16 protein-coding genes are annotated in these 21,583 nt (G+C 62.5%); 7 read left to right on the forward strand and 9 right to left on the reverse strand.

The genetic code is table 11. The features are described 5' to 3' along the window. Window positions 1–11 precede the first annotated feature (11 nt). The 5 genes from ACW8PS_RS06750 to ubiE form a co-directional block, all read right to left on the reverse strand. Entirely contained in the window at window positions 12–1,346 is a 1,335-nt protein-coding gene (locus ACW8PS_RS06750; RefSeq protein WP_491526563.1) for a serine protease, read from the reverse strand. Window positions 1,347–1,402: 56 nt separating this feature from the next. Next, on the reverse strand, window positions 1,403–2,752 hold the full coding sequence (locus tag ACW8PS_RS06755; RefSeq protein WP_491526564.1) for a caspase family protein: 1,350 nt from the start codon (window positions 2,750–2,752) through the stop codon (window positions 1,403–1,405). A 109-nt stretch (window positions 2,753–2,861) separates the two neighbouring features. Further along, window positions 2,862–4,124 (reverse strand): glycerate kinase type-2 family protein, encoded by a 1,263-nt coding sequence (locus ACW8PS_RS06760; RefSeq protein ID WP_491526565.1) that lies wholly within the window; start codon window positions 4,122–4,124, stop codon window positions 2,862–2,864. 18 nt (window positions 4,125–4,142) lie between these two features. Further along, window positions 4,143–5,675 carry a 2-polyprenylphenol 6-hydroxylase gene (ubiB, locus tag ACW8PS_RS06765; RefSeq protein WP_491526566.1) on the reverse strand — a complete coding sequence of 511 codons (1,533 nt, stop codon included), beginning with the start codon at window positions 5,673–5,675 and terminating at the stop codon, window positions 4,143–4,145. Window positions 5,676–5,678: 3 nt separating this feature from the next. Beyond that, a complete protein-coding gene (gene ubiE / locus ACW8PS_RS06770; protein WP_491526567.1) occupies window positions 5,679–6,431 on the reverse strand; it encodes a bifunctional demethylmenaquinone methyltransferase/2-methoxy-6-polyprenyl-1,4-benzoquinol methylase UbiE in 753 nt (250 codons plus the stop codon). 151 nt (window positions 6,432–6,582) lie between these two features. Between ubiE and mutM the strand changes: the two genes are divergently transcribed. The 7 genes from mutM to gyrB all read left to right on the forward strand — a co-directional run bounded on the left by mutM (window position 6,583) and on the right by gyrB (window position 16,097). Beyond that, on the forward strand, window positions 6,583–7,446 hold the full coding sequence (gene mutM / locus ACW8PS_RS06775; protein WP_491526568.1) for a bifunctional DNA-formamidopyrimidine glycosylase/DNA-(apurinic or apyrimidinic site) lyase: 864 nt from the start codon (window positions 6,583–6,585) through the stop codon (window positions 7,444–7,446). Window positions 7,447–7,512: 66 nt separating this feature from the next. After that, on the forward strand, window positions 7,513–8,289 hold the full coding sequence (gene acuK, locus ACW8PS_RS06780) for an acryloyl-CoA hydratase (RefSeq protein WP_491526569.1): 777 nt from the start codon (window positions 7,513–7,515) through the stop codon (window positions 8,287–8,289). A 170-nt stretch (window positions 8,290–8,459) separates the two neighbouring features. Next, window positions 8,460–8,726 (forward strand): 30S ribosomal protein S20, encoded by a 267-nt coding sequence (gene rpsT, locus ACW8PS_RS06785; protein WP_491526570.1) that lies wholly within the window; start codon window positions 8,460–8,462, stop codon window positions 8,724–8,726. 709 nt (window positions 8,727–9,435) lie between these two features. Continuing rightward, window positions 9,436–10,830, forward strand: a complete 1,395-nt coding sequence (dnaA, locus tag ACW8PS_RS06790) for a chromosomal replication initiator protein DnaA (protein WP_491526571.1) — start codon at window positions 9,436–9,438, stop codon at window positions 10,828–10,830. Window positions 10,831–11,119: 289 nt separating this feature from the next. Further along, on the forward strand, window positions 11,120–12,238 hold the full coding sequence (gene dnaN / locus ACW8PS_RS06795) for a DNA polymerase III subunit beta (RefSeq protein WP_491526572.1): 1,119 nt from the start codon (window positions 11,120–11,122) through the stop codon (window positions 12,236–12,238). 78 nt (window positions 12,239–12,316) lie between these two features. Further along, window positions 12,317–13,429, forward strand: a complete 1,113-nt coding sequence (gene recF, locus ACW8PS_RS06800; RefSeq protein WP_491526574.1) for a DNA replication/repair protein RecF — start codon at window positions 12,317–12,319, stop codon at window positions 13,427–13,429. 250 nt (window positions 13,430–13,679) lie between these two features. Next, window positions 13,680–16,097, forward strand: a complete 2,418-nt coding sequence (gene gyrB, locus ACW8PS_RS06805) for a DNA topoisomerase (ATP-hydrolyzing) subunit B (RefSeq protein WP_491526575.1) — start codon at window positions 13,680–13,682, stop codon at window positions 16,095–16,097. A gap of 67 nt (window positions 16,098–16,164) precedes the next feature. Here the strand turns inward: gyrB and arsB are convergent, their stop codons facing one another. The 4 genes from arsB to ACW8PS_RS06825 all read right to left on the reverse strand — a co-directional run. Further along, window positions 16,165–17,181 carry an ACR3 family arsenite efflux transporter gene (gene arsB / locus ACW8PS_RS06810; RefSeq protein ID WP_491526580.1) on the reverse strand — a complete coding sequence of 339 codons (1,017 nt, stop codon included), beginning with the start codon at window positions 17,179–17,181 and terminating at the stop codon, window positions 16,165–16,167. 103 nt (window positions 17,182–17,284) lie between these two features. Continuing rightward, on the reverse strand, window positions 17,285–17,617 hold the full coding sequence (locus ACW8PS_RS06815) for an ArsR/SmtB family transcription factor (protein ID WP_491526576.1): 333 nt from the start codon (window positions 17,615–17,617) through the stop codon (window positions 17,285–17,287). Window positions 17,618–17,681: 64 nt separating this feature from the next. Next, a complete protein-coding gene (locus ACW8PS_RS06820) occupies window positions 17,682–19,229 on the reverse strand; it encodes a trimethylamine methyltransferase family protein (RefSeq protein ID WP_491526577.1) in 1,548 nt (515 codons plus the stop codon). Beyond that, window positions 19,226–21,583, reverse strand: a 2,358-nt coding sequence (locus ACW8PS_RS06825) for a GcvT family protein (RefSeq protein WP_491526578.1), incomplete at its 5' end; no start/stop codon positions are given. The genes ACW8PS_RS06820 and ACW8PS_RS06825, both read right to left, overlap by 4 nt.

Raw genomic sequence — 21,583 nt, forward strand, 5'->3', positions numbered from 1 at the left:
CAACTGACGCATCACTTGGTCGGATCAGGGGCCGGGCCGGTTTGACCACCGCCCCCGATGATCAGCTCGGCCGGCGGGAAACCCACCTCGTCCGGTGACGCATAGGTGCCGACATAGATGTCATATTGCCCCTGCAACGGGGCACCCCAGACAAGGCTGGGTTGCAGATTGCCGGCACCGTCATCGTCGCAATACCATTGCCCGTCAGGCGCATTGATCAGCAAGGTGGTGTCTTGCTGGCTGGTCACAGTAAAGCTCAGCGGCGCGCCGCTGCCCTGATACTGCACCCGGAAATCGGGGGCCTCGGCAACATATCCGGCGCATCCCACCCCGACGCTTGCGGCCAGCAGATTGCCCCCCGCCAGCAATTGCTGGCGATGCGGATCGGGCTGGAACCCGGCAGCCAGCTGAACGAACCCAAAGGTGGGTGCCAGCGTGTAATCGGGTGTTTCGACGCGCGGATCGACCTGCGGTGTTTCGCCCGCCATGGTGGCGCTGATCCAGCCCGTAAAGGCGGAAATGCGGGTATAGGTGCCATAATGATCGCCATCCTGGTGGCAGTAAGTGCCGCCCGAAACCAACCCGATCAGCACATATCCCCGCGCGTCATAGCCATGCAGTGGCCCACCGCTATCGCCGCGGCAGGCATCTGCAATCGCCTCGAAGAACCCGGCGCAAAGGACAGTATCGTCGGCCGCGGAATCGCACAGATTGTTGGCGACGATGGGCACCACCGCGCCAAGCAGCACCGGGCTGGTGTCCCACGAGCTCGGCGCGGATGACACCGCCCGTTCCGCCGCCGTCAGGTTGCCCTGCCCGCGGGTGATATTCGGGGGCGGGGTCAGGCCCCATCCGGTGATCACTGCCTGCCCCCCCACGGCCTCGGCGGGCCCGGTGGCGGGACCCTGCGACAGGCGCACCGGCGTGATGCCCATGGGGCGCGATGTTTCCAGCAGGGCAATATCGTTGATGCCCACCCCCTGATACCCGGCATGGACAAAGATCCGATCCACGTCAAAACCCACGCCGCCGCCCTGAAGGCTGGCGGAATTGGCATAGACCTCCAGCCCCACCGGATTGTTGGGCGACAGGGAATCGACGCAATGGGCAGCGGTCAGAACCCAGCGCTCGGCAATGATCGCGGCACCGCAGAAATGGCCGTCGACCCGGCTGCGCGCATTGGCCCGGTTCAGCGACACCATCCAGGGGAAATCACTGATATCGACCCTGCAGCCGCCCATGATCCGCGCTTCCGAACAGAATTCCTGCGCTTCGGCGCGGTCCGAGGGCAGGGCCCAGAGCGCTGCCAAAACGCCCAGGAAGGCCAGTAACCGTATAAATGGCATGTTCCAGCCTCCCAATAAAAATTGGCCGGGCGGTGCACAGGCCACCGCCAGCCTTGTCAATTCAAATCCTCGCGGGCCTCACCCGGTGCCCTGTTCCGGCCCTGACCCCGATCTTTGAGCGTCATGGCAATCGGGCCTGCTATCGGTGCCAGTGCTTCAATCACCAGCACCGCATCCGGTGCAATAGCGGTTTGCTGCACCGTGCCCACCCAGATCCGATACACCCCTTCGGCAGCCCCGTTCAGAACCAGCGATGCCGGGTTGCCATCCGGCGGGCCTGTGGCGCAGGTCCAGGCCTGATCGGGGCCAAACATCACCATCATTGTCGGCGCATCGCTCTGGGATCTCAGGGTGACCGGGCCGATCGCTTTGGTCCAGGTCATCTGAAAATCGGGGTTGCTGGCCACAAAACCCTGACAGGCCCCGCCCAGTTGCGCCGCATCCTCATAGCCGCCCGCCAACAGATCGGTTCGCAACCCGCCCGGCGGCGGCGGGCCGTCAAGGCCAAGTGCTCCATAAAGCGGCACGCCCGCCGACAGAATGCCGCGCCCGGGCTTGCCGCTACCGCCGCCTGGCCCGCCTTCGGGCAGATCATTGCGGCCAGCCGCGTCATTGCCGGTTTGCAGATGCGGCGGGATCTCACCGGCAAAGGCAAATTCCAGCCAAGGCACCTGACGGCCCTGAGTGGCATTGCGCACCGAAAACGAGACCTCATACATGATGTCGTCAATGCGCCGATACGGATCCTCCAGCGCCGCAAGCAGGGCCGCGGTAAACAGCCCGTTGCGGCCCTCACCATCCGAGGCGGTCTGCCCGGGGCCGGCCGAATACATGATAAAGGCCGAGGCCCCGGCAGGGGTTTCCATTCTGGCCAGCCCGCCGCCGCCCGCCGCCCCGCGCGCGCCGCCGCGATCCGGCAGCGGATTGTTGCGGCAGGCATCCAGAATGATCACAGCGGTGGCCCCGGTGGCCGCGATACGCTGCAACAAACGGGGGGTCGGATAGGACCAGTCAGGCACGTCTTCGGCAAACTGGATCTCTGCGTTATCAATCGGGATCAGGTAATTTATGCCATTATATTCAAAGCCATGCCCCGAATAATAGACCACGGCCAGATCACCGGGGTTGAGGCTGCGGGTGAAATCGCGGATCGCCACGCGCAGGCCGCGCAGATCCTGTTCCAGCATCGGGCCGTCGCCATATATCTGATACCCGATCTCCTGCAAGCGGGCGGCCATATCGACCGCGTCATTGACCGGGTTGATCAGCGGGTTCGCGTCATAGCCGGAATTGCCGATGACCAGCGCCACCCGCGTCGCGCCATCGCTCTGCGCAAAGGCAATTCCTGCAAGAAACGACAGCAAGAGGGATAGCAAAATAGCCCTGAAACCAAGCGGCTTCGGCACGCGAAAACTCCCTAATACAAAATTTATTGGAGATACTATGCCTTCAAAAACCGCCGCCGCCGACTCTTTTTTTCCGCTTTTTCCCGCGCCCGGACTGTTCGGGGAATTTTCAGAGTTTCCAGAATATCTGCAGATCGGCCACATTGGTGCCGGTGGCCCCGGTGATCAACAGATCATCTGACGCCGCAAGCGCCGCGTAGCTGTCGCTATTTGCCAGATGCGCCACCGGGTCGGCCCCGGCGGCGCGCATCCGGGCCAATGTGGTCGGGTCCACCACTGCGCCGGCCGCATCGGTCGGGCCATCGCGCCCGTCGGTGCCGCCGCTCAGAAACATCCAATTGCCGTCAAACCCCTGTTCTTCGGCCAGAAGAGCAACCCGCAGGGCCAGTTCCTGATTGCGCCCGCCGCGCCCGTCGCCGGTCAGGATCACGGTGGTTTCACCGCCAAACAGCAGGCCGGTGCCAGGGGGCAGATTGCGCGCGGCATCCAACACGGTTTGCGCGGCCTGCGCGACCGGGCCGGTCAGCGGCCTGGCAACCTGCACCATATCGCGGTCAGCCGCCGCCGCGGCCATCGCCGCAAGGCTGATGGCGTTCGATCCGATCAGGGTTGCATCCGCGTCGGGCAGCGGGGCTTGCGGCAGGTCGTGCAACAGCACGGTTTTCGCCGCCTGCGGGATCTGATCCCAGATGCCAAGCCGCAGTAGCACCGCGCGCGCGCCTTCGCGGGTGCTGATCGGGGCAATGGTCGGGCCGCTGGCGATGACGCGCAGATCATCCCCCACCACATCCGACAGGATCAGGCTGCGCAGGGTCGCCGGGGCCGCCAGCCGCAACAGCCCGCCACCTTTCAGGGCCGACAGGGCCTGACGCACGATATTGGTGTCTTCGATATCGGCACCCGAGGCCAGCAGCAGCCGGTTCACCGCCGCCTTGTCATCCAGCGTGATGCCATTGACCGGGGCCGGCAACAACGCCGATCCGCCGCCCGAAATCAGCGCCACGATATGATCGCCGGCGCCGGCATCGGCCACGATCCGGGCCACAGCCGCACCCGCGCGCAGCCCGTTTTCATCCGGCACCGGGTGGCCCGCTGCAAAACACTGCACCCCGGCCAGTTCGATATGGTTCTCATAATTGGTGACCGCCAGGCACAGCGGCGCAACGCCCTCGGCCACATGCGCGCGGGCCGCTTTCAACATGCCATGCGCGGCCTTGCCGATCGCCAGCAAGATCAACCGCCCGCCCGTTGGCACCGGCAGCGGCCTTTCACGAAGCGCCCGGTCGACAGCGGCCACAGGGTCAGCGGCGGCAACGCCCGCCATGAAGATCCGGATCAGGTCAGCCCGCATCGCGGCATTGGGGTCGGTCATGGGGGTCTCCCGGTCGGGTCAGCCGAAATAATTCCACAGCGCAATGCCGGCAGCGGCCAGAGCGGCCCCGACCAGAAGGCCCGCAATGCGGTCGCGCATGCGTGATCCGGGATGCGCCGGCAGGGTCTTGGCCTGACCCAGCAGCGCAGCCTCGGCCATTTGCGGCAGGCGCGGGCCAAAGCGCGACAGAATCCGCGCCGTGCGCGCCAGATCGCGCAACATGGCCTTGGGGCCAAGGTTCTCGGTGATATAGGATTCAACCACCGGGCGGGCCGATTTCCAGATATTGATATTGGGATCGAGCGAGCGGGCCACGCCCTCGACCACCACCATGGTGCGTTGCAGCAAGATCAGCTCGGTGCGGGTTTCCATGCCAAACTGTTCTGTCACATCAAACAGATAGCTCAGCAGCCGCGCCATCGAGATATGGGTCGCATTCATGCCGAATATCGGCTCGCCCACCGATCTGAGCGCCTGTGCAAATTCCCCGACATCACGGTCGGCGGGCACATATCCGGCCTCGAAATGGACCTCGGCCACACGTCGGTAATCGCGCCGGATAAAACCCATCAGGATCTCGGCATAGACCCGGCGGGTATATTCATCCAAGCGCCCCATGATGCCGAAATCCAGCGCCACGATCTCACCACCCGCATTCACCTTCAGATTGCCCTGATGCATGTCGGCATGGAAATAGCCATCGCGCAGCGCGTGGCGCAAAAACATCTGAAGCACACGTTCCGCCAGCACGCTCCGATCATGCCCGGCGGCATCAATCGCCGCGATATCGCCCAGGGATACGCCCTCTGCCCAGTCCAGGGTCATCACCCGGCGCGAGGTCAGAAACCAGTTGACGGCGGGCACGGTGAACCCTTCATCCCCTTGCGTATTGGACGCGAATTCACCCGCGGCAGAGCTTTCGATGCGCAGGTCCAGCTCCTTCAGCACCACGCCCTCGAAATGTTCAACCACATCATGCGGGCGCAACCGGCGCGACGCGGGCGACAGCGTCTCGACCCCCCATGCAATCAGGTAGAACGCGTCGATATCGCGCTGAAAGGCGCGTTCGATATTGGGCCGCAGCACCTTGACCGCCATATCCTGCCCGGTTTCGCGCAACCGCGCCCGATGCACCTGCGCGATCGAGGCGGCGGCAACCGGTTCGGAAAACTCCGAAAACAGCTCCTCCAGCGGCGCTTCCAGTTCGGCCGCAACCATGCGTTTGGCGGCATCGGTATCAAATGGCGGCAGCTTGTCCTGCAATACCCGCAACTGGTTTGCCAGTTCCTCGCCCACCACATCGGGCCGCGTCGACAGGATCTGCCCGAATTTGATATAGGCCGGGCCAAGCGCGGTCAGGGCGCGGGTCACGGGCGGCAGATCCACATCGCCCTTCAGCCCCAGCCATTTGAACGGCCAGCCCAGAATGCGCGCACCGATCCGCACCGCGGGCGGCGCGCTCATCGCCTCAAGTGCGACCTTCATCGCGCCGGTGCGCTCAAAGGTGGCCCCGGTGCGGATCAGCCGCCAGATATTATGCGGGCCGCGCATCGCTCAGATCTTCCAGCCGGAATGCAGGGCGGCAATGCCCATGCTGAGATTGCGGTATTTCACCTGGCTGAACCCGGCCTCGCGGATCATGCCGGCAAAGATCTCCTGATCGGGGAAATTGCGGATGCTTTCGACAAGATACTGATAACTGTCACGATCGCCGGCAATCGCCTGCCCCAGGCGCGGAATCACATTGAACGAATACAGATCATACAGGCTTTGCAGCCCCGCATTGGGCAATTTGCTGAACTCCAGCACCATCAACCGGCCACCGGGTTTCAGAACGCGAAACGCCTCCGCCAGCGCATCGGCAATGCGGGTGACGTTGCGGATGCCGAAACTGATCGTATAGACATCGAAACTGCCCGACTCGAATGGCAGCGCCATGGCGTCGCCCACCACCCAATCCAGCCGGTCGGCGAAACTTTCCGCCTCGGCGCGTTTCTGGCCCTCGATCAGCATCGGTTCGGTCAGGTCCAGAACGGTGGCTTTGGCCTGCGGCGCGCGGCGCAGAAACCGGAACGAAATATCACCGGTGCCGCCCGCCACATCCAGCAGGCGCTGGCCATCGCGCGGGGCCAGCCAATCCATCATCGCGTCTTTCCAGATCCGGTGAATGCCCATCGACATGGCGTCATTCATCACATCATAGTTCGAGGCGACATTGGAAAAGACGCCATGGACCATGCCGGCCTTTTCCTCCTCGCCCACGGTCCGAAACCCGAAATGCGTTGTCTTGCCTGTGTCGCCGTTCATCACCTGATCGCCCTGATTTGGTCGAGATCGGAGGTATACCTTTGCACCCGAAGGGGCAAACCATCAATTGCCGCAGCCATCGCTGTTCGAATCCTTGTTGCCAGAGCCAAACCGGGGCAGCATCCGGCGCGACACAAATGATGAGGGGCGGATGCCCGAACTTCCCGAAGTTGAAACCGTGCGCCGCGGGCTTGCCCCGGTGATGGAAGGCGCGCGGATATTGCGGGCCGATATCCGCCGCCCCGATCTGCGCTGGCCATTTCCGAAGGACATGGCCCGCCGGCTGACCGGCGCGCGGGTGCACCGCCTCAGGCGGCGCTCGAAATATATCCTGGCCGATCTGGATAGTGGTGAAACGCTGCTGATCCATCTTGGCATGTCGGGCCGGATGCTGATCGCCACCAGGGCCGCCGATCAAACCGCCGCGGCCTTCTTCGACGCGCTGCCGGAGCCTGCGAAACATGACCATGTGGTTCTGGATATGGACCCCGGCACCCGCATCACCTTCAACGATACCCGCCGCTTTGGCGCGATGGACCTGATCGCCACCGCCCAGGCCGACAGCCACCCGCTGCTTGCCAGCCTCGGCCCCGAACCCTTGGGCAATGCCTTTGATGGCCCCTATCTGGCGGGCGCGCTGGCCGGGCGCAGGACACCGATCAAATCGGCGCTGCTGGATCAGCGAATCGTTGCCGGTCTGGGCAATATCTATGTCTGCGAAGTGCTCTATCGCGCCCGGATTTCGCCCAAACGGCTGGCCGGTCGCATCGCGCCCGCCCGTGCCGCCGCCCTGGTTCCGATAATTCGCGATGTCCTGAATGACGCAATTGCCGCAGGCGGTTCCAGCTTGCGCGACTACCGCCGGACGGATGGCGAACTGGGTTATTTCCAGCATAGTTTTCAGGTATATGGCCGCCAAGCCGCGCCCTGCCTGACGCCGGGGTGCCGCGCGGAAATCCGCCGGATCGTGCAGGCGGGGCGATCAAGTTTTTACTGCCCCAGCTGTCAAAGATAGCTTGAACCGACCGATAGGGGTGCTAACCCTGCCGATCTGAGGACAACAGCACCGGGACGGACCGACATGGCCTACGAAACCCTGATCATCGACAGCAGCGACCATATCAGCCTGATCAAGCTCAATCGCCCCGATGCCCTGAACGCGCTGAACACGCAGCTATTGGGTGAATTATGCACCGCGCTGGAGATTGCGGATGCCAATGACAAGGTGCGCTGCATCGTCATTACCGGATCTGACAAGGCCTTTGCCGCCGGGGCGGATATCAAGGAAATGGCGGACAAGAGCTTTGTCGATGTCTTTGCCGAAAACCTGTTTGCCGATTCCAGTGACCGCCTGATGGGGATCCGCAAGCCGATCATCGCCGCCGTCGCGGGCTACGCGCTTGGCGGTGGCTGCGAACTGGCGATGGCCTGTGATTTCATCATCGCCGCCGATAACGCCAAATTCGGCCAGCCCGAGATCAATCTGGGCGTCATCGCGGGCATGGGCGGCAGCCAGCGCCTGACCCGGTTCGTCGGTAAATCGAAATCCATGGACATGAACCTGACGGGCCGGTTCATGGATGCCGAAGAGGCCGAGCGCAGCGGCCTGGTCAGCCGCGTGGTTCCCGCCAAGAAGCTGCTGGACGAAGCCATGGGGGCCGCCGCAAAGATCGCCGAGAAATCCATGGCAGCGACCATGGCCGCCAAGGAAGTGGTCAATCGCAGCTATGAAACAACCCTGAGCGAGGGCCTGCTCTTTGAACGGCGGGTGTTTCATTCGCTCTTTGCGACCGAGGATCAAAAGGAAGGCATGGCCGCCTTTCTGGAAAAACGCGAAGCACAGTTCCGCGACAAGTAGGCCGGCCCCCGAATTTTCGGGTTTTCTTTCGCCGCGTAATCGCTTAGATGCGCCCGATACATGCGTGTGCGGTCCGCTTTGACCAGATTCGGCCGGTTCCAAAACCCGGTGTGGGGCAACGCGCGCGCGTCTGACATTTACATGAACCCCACAAAGGGAAGCTGAAGACCATGGCCAATTCACCCCAATCCAAAAAACGCGCCCGCCAGAACGAAGCCCGCTATGCCGTCAACAAGGCGCGCCGGTCGCGCATCCGCACCTATCTGCGCAAACTCGAGGAAGCCATCGAATCCGGCGACCAGGGCGCCGCCAAGACGGCTCTGCGGGAGGTTCAGCCCGAGCTGATGCGGGGCGTCACCAAGGGGGTGTTGCACAAGAACACCGTTGCACGAAAAATTTCGCGCCTATCGGCACGGGTTAAGGCTTTGACGAGCTGAAAACCGGTTCAAACCCCTTGTTTGCAAGGCGTCCCATCCGGGGCGCCTTTTTTCTTTTCTGAAAATTCCCTGTCCTTCAGCAGGGTTATCAGGCCGGTCCGGGATTCGTTTCCGCCAAGCCCTGAGTCAAGCGCAATGATTGATTGCGAGACCCGCCAGAGTCCCGCTAGCTTGGGTCTTAGCGATTCACATAGTCTGGGGGGACATAACGCTGCGACACGATTAAATCTGCCGATCCCGCAAGGCGCTGCCATGCCGCAAATTCGGGTCGGACATATCGGTGGAAACCCGCCAAATCGTCTGCAGTCGGAAAATGAGTGACGGGGATAGAAGATCATCCCGCAACGTCATATCGGTTTGTCGGTGGTCGGGCATAACGTCCGGCCCGGCAAAGCTCCGAATGTCCAAAGACCATTGCCTTGCGAGGCGTCGTGCCCAATCACTCCGGAATCTGCGTGTTCCGGGGCTGGCAATGACGTATCCATGGTGATTGTTTTTCAGGCTGTCCCAACCCGGACAGCCTGCCCACGGGTCGGCTCCTGGCGGGGCAATAATCGTGTCGATAACGGCACAAAAGCCAGGCGCGCGGACCCGATGACTGTCTGACCAGCTGTGACGAAGAAGTATAACCAGGGCGGCGCACGCATCGCTCGCGCCGGCCCGCCTTGTGGTGTTCAGGGTCAGCGTCAAATGAAAAAACGGGAACAGAATGACACAAGATACATGGGCTCACGTCCGGGGCGAATTGCTGAAATCGGTTGGCAAGAACAACTTCTCGGCATGGATCGAACCGATCACTTTCAACGCCGTCAAAGACCGCACCGCACATTTTCATGTTCCCACCAATTTCATCGGCACCTGGGTGACGCAGCATTTTTCCGATGTCATCCTGCGTCACCTGATCTCGGCCGGCCTGTCGGTTGACCGGGTGCATTTCGCCGTTGACGCAGACAGCGGGCCCCTGGCTCCGGTCAATGCCAATTCCGCCCCGACCAAAATGCCGACCCCGGCAAGAACCCCGGCAAGAACCGGCGCGCCAGCGCTGCGGACCGCAGCCTGTGAGATGCCGGAATCGACGCTGAACCCCAATCTGACCTTCACCAATTTCGTGGTTGGCAAACCCAATGAACTGGCCCATGCCGCCGCGCGGCGGGTGGCCGAAGGCGGCACCGTGTCGTTCAACCCGCTGTTCCTCTATGGCGGCGTCGGCCTTGGCAAAACGCATCTCATGCATGCCATCGCCTGGGAATTGCGCCAACGTCAGCCGCTGCTCAAGGTGGTCTATCTCTCGGCCGAACAATTCATGTATCGCTTCATCCGCGCCCTGCGCGATCAGGATACGATCAGCTTCAAGGAAACCTTCCGCTCGATCGACGTGCTGATGATCGACGATGTGCAATTCATCGCGGGCAAGAACTCCACCCAAGAAGAATTCTTTCACACGTTCAATGCGCTGATCGAACTGGGCAAACAGATCGTCATTTCAGGCGATCGTGCGCCGGTGGATATGGACAAGCTCGACAACCGCATCGCATCGCGTCTGCAATGCGGGCTGGTGGTTGATCTGCACCCCACAGATTACGAATTGCGCCTGGGCGTCCTGCAACAAAAGGTCGAGACCGAACGCGACCGCCACCCGGATCTGAAAATCGCGCCGGGCCTGCTGGAATTCATTGCGCATCGCATCTCCTCCAATATCCGCGTTCTCGAAGGCGCGCTGACCCGCCTCTTCGCCTTCTCCGACCTGATCGGCTGCGAGATCACGATGGATATGGCACAGGAATGCCTCAGCGATATCCTGCGCGCCACCGACCGCAAGGTCACGATGGATCAGATCATCAGAAAGACCTGCGAACATTATCACCTGCGCCAGACCGATCTGATGAGCCCGAGCCGCGCCCGCAATATCTCCCGGCCGCGCCAGATGGCGATGTATCTGTGCAAGAAGCTGACCACCCGGTCCCTGCCCGAGATCGGGCGCAAATTCAGCGGCCGTGATCACACCACCATCCTGCATGGGGTGCGCAAGATCGAGGAACTGATCACGCTGGACAGCCAGATCGCCGAGGATGCCGAATTGCTACGCCGGATGCTGGAGGCCTGAATACGGGCACCCCTTGCCCTTCTTCTTTGTCCAAATACTCAAATCCACCGCCGCAAAACAGTGCCGCCCCCGCCATGGGGCGGTGCCGCCACCAGGACCGGCCCGTAGCGCGCCGCAGGCCCGAAGCCCCACAATACCGCCCAAACCATGCGCTAGCCGCACCACACAGCTGATTTCAACCCGCTTGCCCATTGACGCCGCCGCCGCTATCGAGAAACTCCAACAAAACACTTGTGCGTGACTGCCGGTCGGGTAGGCTCGCCGCCCCGCCTATCGCCGGAGCCAGGACATGAAACTCAGTATTGAACGCGCCGCCCTCTTGAAGGCCGTCTCGCAGGCGCAATCGGTCGTCGAACGGCGCAACACCATTCCGATTCTGGCCAATGTGCTGATCGAGGCCGAAGGCGATACCGCCAGCTTCCGGGCCACCGATCTCGATATCGAGGTGCTCGACAAGGCCCCGGCCCAGGTCGAACGCGCCGGGGCCAGCACGGTGTCGGCCGTCACCCTGCACGAGATCGTGCGCAAACTGCCCGACGGCGCGCTGGTGCAACTGGCCGATGACGGCATGTCAGGGCGCCTGGAGGTCAATGCCGGGCGCTCATCCTTCTCATTGGCCACATTGCCGCGCGAAGATTTCCCGGTCATGACGACCTCGGAATACAGCGCCAATTTCTCGGCCCCCGCCACCGTGCTGCGCCGCCTGTTCGACAAATCGAAATTCGCCATCTCGACCGAGGAAACCCGCTATTACCTCAACGGTGTCTACATGCATGTGGCCGATGGCGAAAACGGGCGGGTGCTGCGCTGCGTGGCCACCGATGGCCACCGCCTGGCCCGGGTCGATGCCGCCCTGCCACCGGGGGCCGAAAACATGCCCGGCGTGATCGTGCCGCGCAAGACGGTGGGCGAGATGCGCAAGCTGCTGGATGACGATGACATGACCATCGCAGTGTCGGTCTCGGATACCAAGATCCGCTTTGCCACGCCCGATATCACGCTGACATCAAAGGTCATCGACGGCACCTTCCCCGATTACACCCGCGTCATTCCCACCGGCAATACGCGGCGGCTGGAAGTTGATGCCGCCGAATTTGCCAAAGCCGTGGACCGGGTGGCGACGGTCTCCTCGGAACGGTCGCGCGCCGTCAAGCTGGCCCTGGACGAGGATCGCCTGATCCTGTCGGTCAATGCCCCTGACAGCGGCGCAGCGCAGGAAGAACTGACCGTGGCCTATTCCGACGAACGGCTTGAGATCGGGTTCAACGCGAAATACCTGCTGGAAATTGCCAGCCAGGTAGATCGCGAGAATGCCGTGTTCATGTTCAATTCCTCCGGCGATCCGACCTTGATGCGCGAAGGCAATGATACTTCTGCCGTCTATGTCGTGATGCCGATGCGAGTCTGAACAAGGCCGCGCGCTGCCTGCGACTTTGATGCCTCCGGCGGAGGTATTTTTGCCAAGATGAAAGGGAAAGGGAACGGGATGGCTGGAATCTATCTCCGGCACCTCGCCCTGTCGCATTTCCGGTCGCATCGGCTTGGCCGGCTTGACCTCGATGGCCGCCCGGTGGCGCTGTTTGGTCCCAATGGTGCCGGCAAGACCAATATTCTCGAGGCGGTATCGCTGCTATCGCCCGGGCGCGGGCTGCGCCGGGCGGCGGCCGATGAAATGGCGCGAAGGCCCGAGGCGCTTGGCTGGAAGGTCAAGGCCGACCTTAAGGGCCGCCACCGCGACCATGAGGTCGAAACCGGGGCCGAGCCGGGCCAGGCCCGCACCCTGCGCATTGACGGCAAGCCCGCACCGCAACTGGCCCTGACAGCTCTGGCGCGGATCGTCTGGCTTGTTCCGGCGCAGGATCGGCTCTGGATCGAGGGCGCGGACGGGCGGCGGCGGTTTCTGGATCGCATCACCATGAGCTTTTTCCCCGACCATGGCGATGCGGTGCTGGCGCATGAAAAATCCATGCGCGAACGCAACCGCCTGCTCAGGGATCAGATCCGCGATACCATGTGGTATGAGGCGATCGAGGCGCAGATGTCTGATGCCGCCGCCCGCATCCTGGCCTATCGCGCGCAGGCGGTGGATCGGTTGCGACGGGCGCAGGACGGTGCAGAAACCGCCTTTCCCGCCGCCGAACTTACCCTGATCGAGGCCGAGGGCAGCCAAGGTCTGACCACCGCCGATGACTTTGCCAGCGCCCATGCCGCGTCGCGCCCGCGCGACATGATGGCCGGGCGCAGCCTGATCGGCCCGCATCGCAGCGATCTGGGCGCGATCTATGTGGCCAAGCAGGCCGAGGCGCGCCATTGTTCCACCGGCGAACAGAAGGCGCTGTTGATCTCGCTTATTCTGGCCAATGCGCGCGCCCTGAAGGAGGACACGGGCACCGCGCCGCTGGTGCTGCTCGATGAGGTCGCGGCGCATCTGGATGATATCCGCCGCGCGGCCCTGTTCGAAGAGATCTGCGGCCTTGGCGGGCAGGCCTGGATGACCGGCACCGGGGCCGAGCTGTTTGCCGATCTTGGCCGCCGCGCGCAGCGGTTTGAAATAACCGAAAGCAATGGCGTATCGGCCATCAAGGGAGTGCAACCATAACAATCACGCTGATCACATTTGGGGTGACCGATATGGCCCGGTCGCGCGCCTTCCATGCCGCCCCGGCAGCCAGGACCGCTGGAACGCATCAACCGGGTGGCGGGCGTGCTGCTGATCTGCGTCGCCATGGTGATCGCGGTTTCCTGACGGCCTGTCATCACCCTGCCAGAGGCCTTTATTCTTGCGCATAAGGGTGACAATCCCGCCCATCCCCCGTATAAAACAGCAGCAAGAATAACAGGGGTCATCCATGACCGAACACGCGCAGGCACCCGCTGAATATGGTGCAGATTCCATCAAGGTTCTCAAAGGCTTGGAGGCGGTTCGTAAACGCCCCGGCATGTATATCGGTGACACTGATGACGGCTCCGGCCTGCATCACATGGTCTATGAGGTCGTCGATAACGGAATTGATGAGGCGCTGGCCGGTCATGCCGATGCCGTCACCGTCACTTTGCATGCCGATAATTCGGTTTCCGTCCGCGATAATGGCCGCGGCATTCCGGTCGGCATCCATGAGGGCGAAGGCGTTTCGGCGGCCGAAGTCATCATGACCCAGCTCCATGCCGGCGGCAAATTCGACGATAATTCCTACAAGGTCTCGGGCGGGTTGCACGGCGTCGGCGTTTCTGTGGTCAATGCCCTGTCGGATTGGCTCGAACTGCGCATCTGGCGCGACGGCAAGGAACATTACGCCCGGTTCGAGGGCGGTTTCACGGTCAAACATCTCGAGGTCGTCGGGGATGCAAATGGCCGCAAGGGCACCGAGGTCCGCTTTCTGGCCTCGACCAAGACATTCTCGAACCTGGATTACGTCTTCAAGACGCTGGAGAACCGGCTGCGCGAGCTTGCCTTCCTCAATTCCGGCGTGCGCATCATTCTGGAGGATCTGCGCCCCGCCGACGCGCTGAAATCCGAGCTGTTCTATGAGGGCGGCGTCAAGGAATTTGTCAAATATCTCGACCGGTCCAAGACCGGCATGATGGAAGAACCGATCTACATCACCGGCACCCGCGACGATATCGAGATCGAGGTCGCGATGTGGTGGAATGACAGCTATCATGAAACCGTGCTGCCCTTCACCAACAACATCCCGCAGCGCGATGGCGGGGCCCATCTGGCGGGGTTTCGCGGTGCCCTGACGCGGACGATCAACCTTTATGCCAATTCCAGCGGTCTGGCGAAAAAGGAAAAGGTCACCTTCACCGGCGATGATGCGCGCGAAGGTCTGACCTGCGTGTTGTCGATCAAGGTGCCGGACCCGAAATTTTCCTCACAGACCAAGGATAAACTGGTCTCCTCCGAGGTTCGCCCCGCGGTTGAGGGGCTGATGAACGAAAAACTGCAGGAATGGTTCGAGGAAAACCCGGCCCAGGCCAGGGTGGTGGTCGGCAAGATCGTCGAGGCGGCGCTGGCCCGCGAGGCGGCCCGCAAGGCGCGCGAACTGACCCGGCGCAAATCGGCCATGGATATTGCATCGCTGCCCGGAAAGCTGGCCGATTGTCAGGAAAAAGACCCCGCCAAATCCGAGATTTTCATCGTCGAGGGCGACAGCGCCGGCGGCTCTGCCAAACAGGGCCGGTCGCGCCATGATCAGGCGGTGCTGCCGCTGCGCGGCAAGATCCTCAATGTCGAACGCGCCCGCTTTGACCGGATGCTGGGATCACAGGAAATCGGCACCCTGATCACCGCGCTTGGTACCGGTATCGGGCGCGATGAGTTCGACATAAAGAAACTGCGCTACCACAAGATCATCATCATGACCGATGCCGATGTTGACGGGGCCCATATCCGCACCCTGCTGCTGACCTTCTTTTTCCGCCAGATGCCCGAGATCATCGAAGGCGGCTATCTCTACATCGCGCAGCCGCCGCTTTACAAAGTCGCGCGCGGCAAATCCGAGGTCTATCTCAAGGATCAAGCCGCGCTTGAGGATTATCTGGTGCAGATGGGCATCGAAGGGGCCATCCTGCGCCTGCAGACCGGCGAAGAGATCGCCGGCACCGATCTGGCCCGCGTGGTCGATGCGGCGCGCTCCTTCAAACGCATCCTCGATGCCTTCCCGACCCATTATCCGCGCCATATTCTGGAACAGGCCGCGATTGCCGGTGCCTTTGATGCGGGCCGCGCCGACGCTGATCTGCAGCTTGTGGCCAATGATGTGGCCAAACGGCTGGACCTTGTGGCGGCGGAATATGAACGCGGCTGGCAGGGCCGGATCACCCAGGATCACGGCATCCGCCTGTCCCGCATCTTGCGCGGCGTCGAAGAGATTCGCACGCTCGATGGCGCGGTCCTGCGCTCGGGCGAGGCGCGCAAGCTGGCCCATGTCAGCGAAGACAGCCGCAGCGTCTACCGCGACCCCTCGCATCTGGCACGCAAGGACCGCGAACAGTTGATCCACGGGCCGACCGAATTGCTGGCGGCCGTCCTGGAGGAAGGGGCCAAGGGGCTCAGCCTGCAACGCTACAAGGGTCTGGGCGAAATGAACCCCAGCCAGCTCTGGGAAACCACGCTGGACCCGGAGGCGCGGACCTTGTTGCAGGTCACGGTCGATGATTATGCCGAGGCCGATGACATCTTCACCAAGCTGATGGGCGATGTGGTCGAACCACGCCGCGAATTTATCCAGCAAAACGCGCTGAACGTCGAAAACCTGGATTTCTGACACCGCGCCAGAGCCCCGCCAAAGACCCCGCGCCACCCCGATCCGTCCGGGGCGGCGCAGGGTGCGATCAGGCCGCTTCGGGAAACCGGTTGCGGGTCCGGTTGGCAAAGGCGACCAGCGACAACATCACCGGCACCTCGACCAGCACGCCGACCACTGTCGCCAGCGCCGCGCCCGAGGACAGACCAAACAGCGAGATTGCCACCGCGACCGCCAGTTCAAAAAAATTCGAGGTGCTGATCATCGCACAAGGCGCGGCAATCCGGTGCGGCACCCGCAGGACATAGGCGGCCCCATAGGCCAGCGCAAAGATGCCATAGCTCTGAATCAGGATCGGCACCGCAATCAGCAAGATCACCGTGGGCCGGTTCAGGATGGCCCCCCCCTGAAGGCCGAACAGAATCACCACGGTGGTGATCAGGCCAATGATCGACCACGGCTTCACCCGCGCCGTAAATCGTTCGATTGCCTCGGCGCTGCCCAGCACGCGCCGGGTCGCCAGCCCGGCCATCAGCGGCAGGACAATGTAGAGAACCGTGGCCAGCACCAGCGTCTGCCACGGAACCGATATTTCGGTCACCCCCAACAGCAAGGCCACGATCGGCGCGAAGGCCACCACCATGATGACGTCATTCACCGACACCTGCACCAGCGTATAGGTGGCATCGCCCCGCGTCAGTTGCGACCAGACAAACACCATCGCGGTGCAGGGCGCGGCCCCCAACAGGATCAGCCCGGCAATATATTGCGACGCATCTTCGGGCGCGATCCAGGGTGCAAAGACGTAATCGAAAAACAGAACCGCCAGCAGCGCCATGGTGAAGGGTTTGATCAACCAGTTGATTGCCAGCGTGATCAGCAGGCCCCTGGGCTGACGCGCCACACCGGCAACAGCGCGAAAATCGACGCTGACCATCATCGGATAGACCATGGCCCAGATCAGCACCGCGACCACCAGGTTGATCGACGCCACCTCTGCCGCCGCAATCGCGGCAACCAGCCCCGGTGCAATCACCCCGATGCCAATGCCCGAAACCATCGCCAGCGCCACCCAGAGCGTCAGCCAGCGCTCGAACCTGCCCATGCCACCAGCATCGGCAACCGCCACATCAGTCATTTTTCTTACCTTTCGAATCGGGGGAATTGGATTTGTTGTTGCGATGAGGCAGGGCCGATCGCGGTCATCCTCATCTGGCGCGGACAAGTTCGGCCAGCGCCGGCTCGCAGCGCTCGGGCCGCCCGCCGCAGCAATCCTGCAACAAAAAGGACAACAGCGCGCGCATCTTCTCCATATCGGCGAAATAGCGAATGGCGCGACCCTCGCGGGAGTTTCGCACCAGCCCCGCATTCAGCAGGATCGAAAGATTGGCCGACAAGGTGTTCTGCCGCACGCCCAGACGCTCGGCAATTGCACCGGCCAGAATGCCATCCTCCCCGGCTTCGACCAAAAGGCGAAACACATCGAGACGGGTTTCCTGACCAAGTGCGGCAAGCGCGCCGAGAGCGTTCTTCTTATCCATATTTCTGGATTATTGGATACATAAAGGAATTGCAAGCGGCCCGCCCCTGCCATGGGCCCGCCGCTCAGATCACGATATTGAACTTCGCCCGAATGGCCCGATCCAGATCCGGTGCCAAGGTGCTGCCGGCCTTTTCCAGAATCGCATTCTTGCGGGCCGTGGCGCCATCCAGCAGCCTGGGTTTGCCCGCCTCGCCCCATTCCTTCGGGCTCATCCGGTTGCCGATCGCGGGATAGATATATTCCGTCTGCATCAGGGCAAGCGTCTGTTCCGATCCCAGATAATGCCCCGGCCCCTCCAGACAGACCGACCGCATCACCTCGATCGACACGCTGTCCTCGGTCACATCAATGCCGCGCACGCAGCGCAGAACCTGACCCAGAATATCATCGCCCAGCACCAGGCTTTCCAGACAATAGCCCAGCAGCGAGGCATGCATGCCAACCGATTCGTAAACCATGTTCAGCCCCGCCAGCCCCGCCATCACATTGGTGATCCCCTGTTCCCACCCGGCCTGCATATCGGGCAGCTTGCTGTCGGAAATCCCCGCCGCAGCGCCCCCCGGCAATCCATAGAAATGATGCATCTGGGCACAACCCGCCGTCAGCAGCGCCTGTTCGGCAGACCCGCCCGACATCGCACCGGTGCGCAGATCGCTGACAAAGGGCCAGGTGCCGAACACCGCCGGATGGCCCGGTCTGATGGCATTGACATAGACCACACCGGCCAGACATTCCGCCACCGCCTGCACGATCGCGCCGGCCACCGGCGCGGGTGCCGTGGCCCCGGCCTGCCCGGCCGACAACAGCAACACCGGCATGCCGCGATGGATGCAATCCTCCATCACCAGACAGCTTTCCTCGGCGAATTTCATCGGCGGCACGACAAAGCAATTGCTGTTCGACATGAAAGGCCGCGCCCGCCACGCGGCCTCGCCACCGGCAATCATATGCAGCAGATCAAAACAGCCCGCCACATGTGACGGGTCGGAAAACGAGGTGCCGATATGTTTGGTCGTGCCCGCGCAGGAGGCAAATATCGTATTGATATCCATATCAAAATTATCAACGATATCGCGGCAGACCATCGGGCGCTGAAAGAAATGCACATTGTCCAGATGCTGCACGATCCGGGCCGCGGCATAGAGATCGGCGGTGGTCGTTTCCCGGTATTCGTCGTTTTCCAGGTCCACCATATGGACCGCGGCACCGGCAGTGCCGAAATGCACCCGGGCACCGCTCAGCTCCAGATCATGTTTCGGATCGCGCCCATGCAGCGTGATGCCACGCGCCGCCCTGGCCAGCATATCCTCGACCAAAGCGCGCGGAAACCGCAGCCGCCCGTCATCGCCCTGAACGGCCCCCGCCGCCACCATGGCTGCAACGCCTGAAGGCGGGGCCTGGCTCAGCCCGATCTCCTCCAGCGCCTGCAACGCGGCCGCGTGGATGCGCAGCACTTCGGCCTCGCTCAGCGGCTTGAATGTGCCACCGGTCAGCCCGGCGCGCACCGGGCGCAGATTTTCCGCCAAAGGTGCCGACCGCAGGGCCTTGCGGGCGGCCCGGCCACCGGCGCGCCGACCACGGGCGGCGGCGGGGGCTGCATCAACGCTCATATCCTTATCCTTTCGGATTTCGGGTCATACATGGGTTTGAGGCTCGCCACCGCACGGTGACGTTTGCCCGCGATTTCAATCTCATAGCTGGAGGACAGCAGCTCGGCCGCGCTTTCGCCCGGGCAGGGCACATAGCCAAGCCCCACCGCAGCCCCCAGGAAATGCCCGTAATTGCCCGAGGTCAGATAGCCCACCATCTTGCCATCCCGGATCAGCGCCTCGTTGTGGAACAGCATCGGCTCGGGGTCTTGCAGCCGAAACTGCACCAGCCGCCGGGCCAGCCCTTCGGCGCGTTTGGCCAACACCGCGTCACGCCCGATGAAATCGCCCTTGTCGGGTTTGATGGCAAAGCCAAGCCCCGCCTCCAGCACATGATCCTCATCACTGATGTCATGGCCGAAATGGCGAAAGCCCTTTTCGATCCGGCAACTGTCCAGACTATGCATCCCGCACAGCTTCAGCCCCAGATCCGCGCCCGCCACTTCCAGCGCCTCGAACACATGGGCTGCCTGATCGGTCGCCACATAAATCTCCCAACCCAGCTCGCCCACATAGGTCACGCGATGGGCCCGGGCCAGCCCCATGCCGATCTCGATCTCGCGCGCAAATCCAAAGGGATGCGCGGCGTTGGAAAAATCATTCGGGCTAACCGCCACCATCAGATCGCGCGCTTTCGGCCCCATCACGCAGAGCACCGCCTCGGCCGCCGTCACATCGGTGATGACCGCAAATTCATCACCCAGATTGCGCCGCAACCAGTTCAGATCGCGTTGCAGCGTCGCCCCCGGCACCACCAGATAAAACAGAGTTTCGCTCAGCCGGGTCACGGTCAGATCGCATTCGATGCCGCCGCGCGCGTTCAGCATCTGGGTATAGACAATCCGGCCCGGCGCCACATCCATCTGACCCGCGCAGAGCCGTTGCAAAAACGCCAGCGCGCCCGGCCCCTCGACCCGGATCTTGCCGAATGAGGTCATGTCGAACAGGCCAACACCCTGGCGCACGGCCAGATGTTCGGCGGCATGATTGGCAAACCAGTTCTGCCCCTTCCAGTCATAGCGATATTCGCGTTCCTGGCCCTCGAATGCGAACCAGTTGGCGCGTTCCCAACCGGCCATTTCGCCAAACACCGCCCCGCGCGCCTTCAGGTGCTCATGGATCGGCGACCGGCGAATGCCGCGCGCGGTTTCAAACTGGCGATAGGGGTAATGATCGGCATAGAGCAGGCCCAAAGTCTCGCTGACCCGGGTCTGCAGATATTTCCGGTTGCGCTGGAACGGCTGCGCCCGGCGAATATCGGATTCCCACAAATCGAACGGCGGCGCGCCATCCTCGATCCATTGCGCCAGCGCCATGCCGGCCCCGCCCGAGGACACTATCCCGATCGAATTATACCCCGCCGCCACCCAATAGCCGCGCAGCTCCGGCGCTTCGCCCAGATAATAGCGGTCATCCGGGGTGAAACTTTCCGGCCCGTTGAAAAACGTGTGAATGCCCGCCGTTTCGAACAGGGGCATCCGGTTCATCGCCATCTCGAGGATCGGCTCGAAATGGTCGAAATCCTCGGGCAGGCTGTCAAATTCGAAATCTTCCGGGATGCCGTTCATGCCCCAGGGCTTGGCGCGCGGCTCGAACGCGCCCAGCATCATCTTGCCGGCGTCTTCCTTGTAATAGGCGCATTCATCGGGCACCCGCAGCACCGGCATTTGCTTGAGATCCGCAACCGGCTCGGTCAGCAGATAGAAATGTTCGCAGGCGTGCAACGGCAGGGTGACGCCCGATTGCGCGGCCAGATCCCGCCCCCACATGCCGCCGCAATTGATCACCACATCGGCGGCGATATGGCCCGCTTCGCCGTTCCGGTTCCAATCAACGCCAGTCACCTTTGCGCCGTCATCAGTGACAGAGGTGACCTTCACCCCCTCGATGATCTGCGCGCCGCGCATCCGCGCGCCCCTGGCCAGCGCCATGGTGATATTGGCCGGGTCGCATTGCCCATCGCCCGGCAGATGCACCGCGCCGACCACATCCGCGATGTTCAGATGGGGATACATCGCCTTGACCTCATCGGGTGACACTTCCGCCACCTCGACATCAAAGGCGCGCGCCAGCGTCGCCTGACGCAGGATCTCCTCGTGGCGGTGGTCGCTCAGCGCCACCGTGATCGACCCGTTTTGCCGCATCCCGGTGGCAATGCCGGTCTCCGCCTCCAACCTGACATAGAGATCGACCGAATATTTCGCCAATCTCGTGGCATTCTGGCTGCCGCGCAATTGCCCGATCAGCCCGGCCGCATGCCATGTGGTGCCACAGGTCAGTTGCTTGCGTTCCAGCAGCACCACGTCCTGCCAGCC

Source organism: Alterinioella sp. (assembly GCF_058343375.1).

Bases quoted from the DNA above. Each gene is read 5' to 3' on its own strand.
- acuK (WP_491526569.1), top strand. From the start codon at position 7,513: ATGGCCTACGAAACCCTGATCATCGACAGCAGCGACCATATCAGCCTG.
- arsB (WP_491526580.1), bottom strand. From the start codon at position 17,181: ATGGGCAGGTTCGAGCGCTGGCTGACGCTCTGGGTGGCGCTGGCGATG.
- ubiE (WP_491526567.1), bottom strand. From the start codon at position 6,431: ATGAACGGCGACACAGGCAAGACAACGCATTTCGGGTTTCGGACCGTG.
- ACW8PS_RS06750 (WP_491526563.1), bottom strand. From the start codon at position 1,346: ATGCCATTTATACGGTTACTGGCCTTCCTGGGCGTTTTGGCAGCGCTC.
- dnaA (WP_491526571.1), top strand. From the start codon at position 9,436: ATGACACAAGATACATGGGCTCACGTCCGGGGCGAATTGCTGAAATCG.
- gyrB (WP_491526575.1), top strand. From the start codon at position 13,680: ATGACCGAACACGCGCAGGCACCCGCTGAATATGGTGCAGATTCCATC.
- recF (WP_491526574.1), top strand. From the start codon at position 12,317: ATGGCTGGAATCTATCTCCGGCACCTCGCCCTGTCGCATTTCCGGTCG.
- mutM (WP_491526568.1), top strand. From the start codon at position 6,583: ATGCCCGAACTTCCCGAAGTTGAAACCGTGCGCCGCGGGCTTGCCCCG.
- ACW8PS_RS06820 (WP_491526577.1), bottom strand. From the start codon at position 19,229: ATGAGCGTTGATGCAGCCCCCGCCGCCGCCCGTGGTCGGCGCGCCGGT.
- ACW8PS_RS06815 (WP_491526576.1), bottom strand. From the start codon at position 17,617: ATGGATAAGAAGAACGCTCTCGGCGCGCTTGCCGCACTTGGTCAGGAA.
- rpsT (WP_491526570.1), top strand. From the start codon at position 8,460: ATGGCCAATTCACCCCAATCCAAAAAACGCGCCCGCCAGAACGAAGCC.
- ubiB (WP_491526566.1), bottom strand. From the start codon at position 5,675: ATGCGCGGCCCGCATAATATCTGGCGGCTGATCCGCACCGGGGCCACC.
- dnaN (WP_491526572.1), top strand. From the start codon at position 11,120: ATGAAACTCAGTATTGAACGCGCCGCCCTCTTGAAGGCCGTCTCGCAG.
- ACW8PS_RS06760 (WP_491526565.1), bottom strand. From the start codon at position 4,124: ATGACCGACCCCAATGCCGCGATGCGGGCTGACCTGATCCGGATCTTC.